Below are 1,241 nucleotides of genomic sequence, written 5' to 3'. Positions count from 1 at the left end.
TGATGTGAGTGCTTCGAAGTCATCGGGGGCTAGAAGGTTGCACCAGGAGTGTCGTCTGCGCGTGTTGTAGCGCATGCACCACCGGAAGACTTCCTGCCGGCAGGTTATCGGATTGTCAAAGATTTTCCGATCACGCAGCACTTCACGTTTTAGGGTGGCGTTAAATGATTCTGCCAGGGCATTATCGGCACTCGTTCCTACCGCTCCCATGGATTGGCGTACACCCAGCGACGAGCAGTATTTTCTAAACGCTTGTGAGGTGTACACGCTGCCGTGATCGGAATGAAAAATGGCCCCGTCAAGACTTCCACGCACACCATGTGCGTGGGCTAGAGCATCAATGACCAACGAGACACGCATGTGGTCTGCGAGTGCATAACCTGCAAGTTTCCGTGAATAGGTGTCAATGACTGTGGCCAAATACATGTTCTTGCCCCCCTTACAGGGCAGGTAGGTAATGTCGCCGACATACACACGGTTCGGCTCGTCAGCTGTGAATGTACGGCCTACTAGATCTGGCATGACACGGTGACCAGGCTTGCGCCTGGTGGTGATGCATCGACGCCGTTTGCTAAAGCCTTTTAGCCCCATGTTTTTCATGATGCGTGCGACTTTCTTGTGATTGATCGGGGAAATGTCTGTATCGTCGTTGAGGCTTGCAGCGATGCGTTTAGCACCATAAAGCCCGTGCTCGTCATCGAAGATGGTCTTGATTTTTGCGCCAATAAGAGCATCAGAACACGTCTTTAACCTGCGTTTTTCGCGGGTTTGCACCCATTTGTAGAACGAGGAGCGATTGAGCTTTAACACGTGGCACATCCGCTTGACCGAGTACTCGGTTCGGTGGTCATAGACAAACTGGAAGCGGATCACCAGCGTGTCTCTTCGGCAAAATATTTCGCGGCCTTGCGCAGGATATCGCGTTCTTCGCGCAGCTTCGCGTTCTCTTTTTCCAGCTGGCGGATTCGCTCAGAATCATTCGTCGCTTGGGCTTTATCATGCACGGCTTTAATGCGGGCACGTTTGCCGGTGCCGTACTTTTTGACCCAAGAATGCAGCGAGGCTCGATTAATACCGAGCTCCGCTGATGCTGAGTTCAACGAGAGGTCCTCATTGTTTTCATAGAGGGCCACGGCATCGCGTTTGAACTGTTCGGAATACCTGGACATGGTGGTAGATTACCTTTCTTCCCAGCCCAACCGGGCTGGATATCAGGTGTCCACCAAAAAGGGGTCAGGTCC

At 52.5% G+C, this 1,241-nt stretch carries 1 protein-coding gene; it reads right to left on the bottom strand.

Going from position 1 to position 1,241, the window contains the following annotated elements:
* Positions 1-1,169, bottom strand: a protein-coding gene (locus KBX17_RS11420) for an IS3 family transposase (protein WP_256019917.1) whose coding sequence is annotated in 2 segments (ribosomal slippage) — positions 1-890 and positions 890-1,169 — 1,170 coding nt annotated over the 2 segments. Because the reading frame shifts where the segments join, the coding sequence is not laid out codon by codon here. This gene is flagged as partial in the annotation.
* Between the last annotated feature and the right edge of the window lie 72 nt (positions 1,170-1,241).

Origin of the sequence: Corynebacterium sp. CCUG 65737 (assembly GCF_024454115.1) — a bacterium.
GTDB lineage: Bacteria > Actinomycetota > Actinomycetes > Mycobacteriales > Mycobacteriaceae > Corynebacterium > Corynebacterium genitalium.
This window is presented reverse-complemented; position numbering and strand designations above follow the sequence as displayed.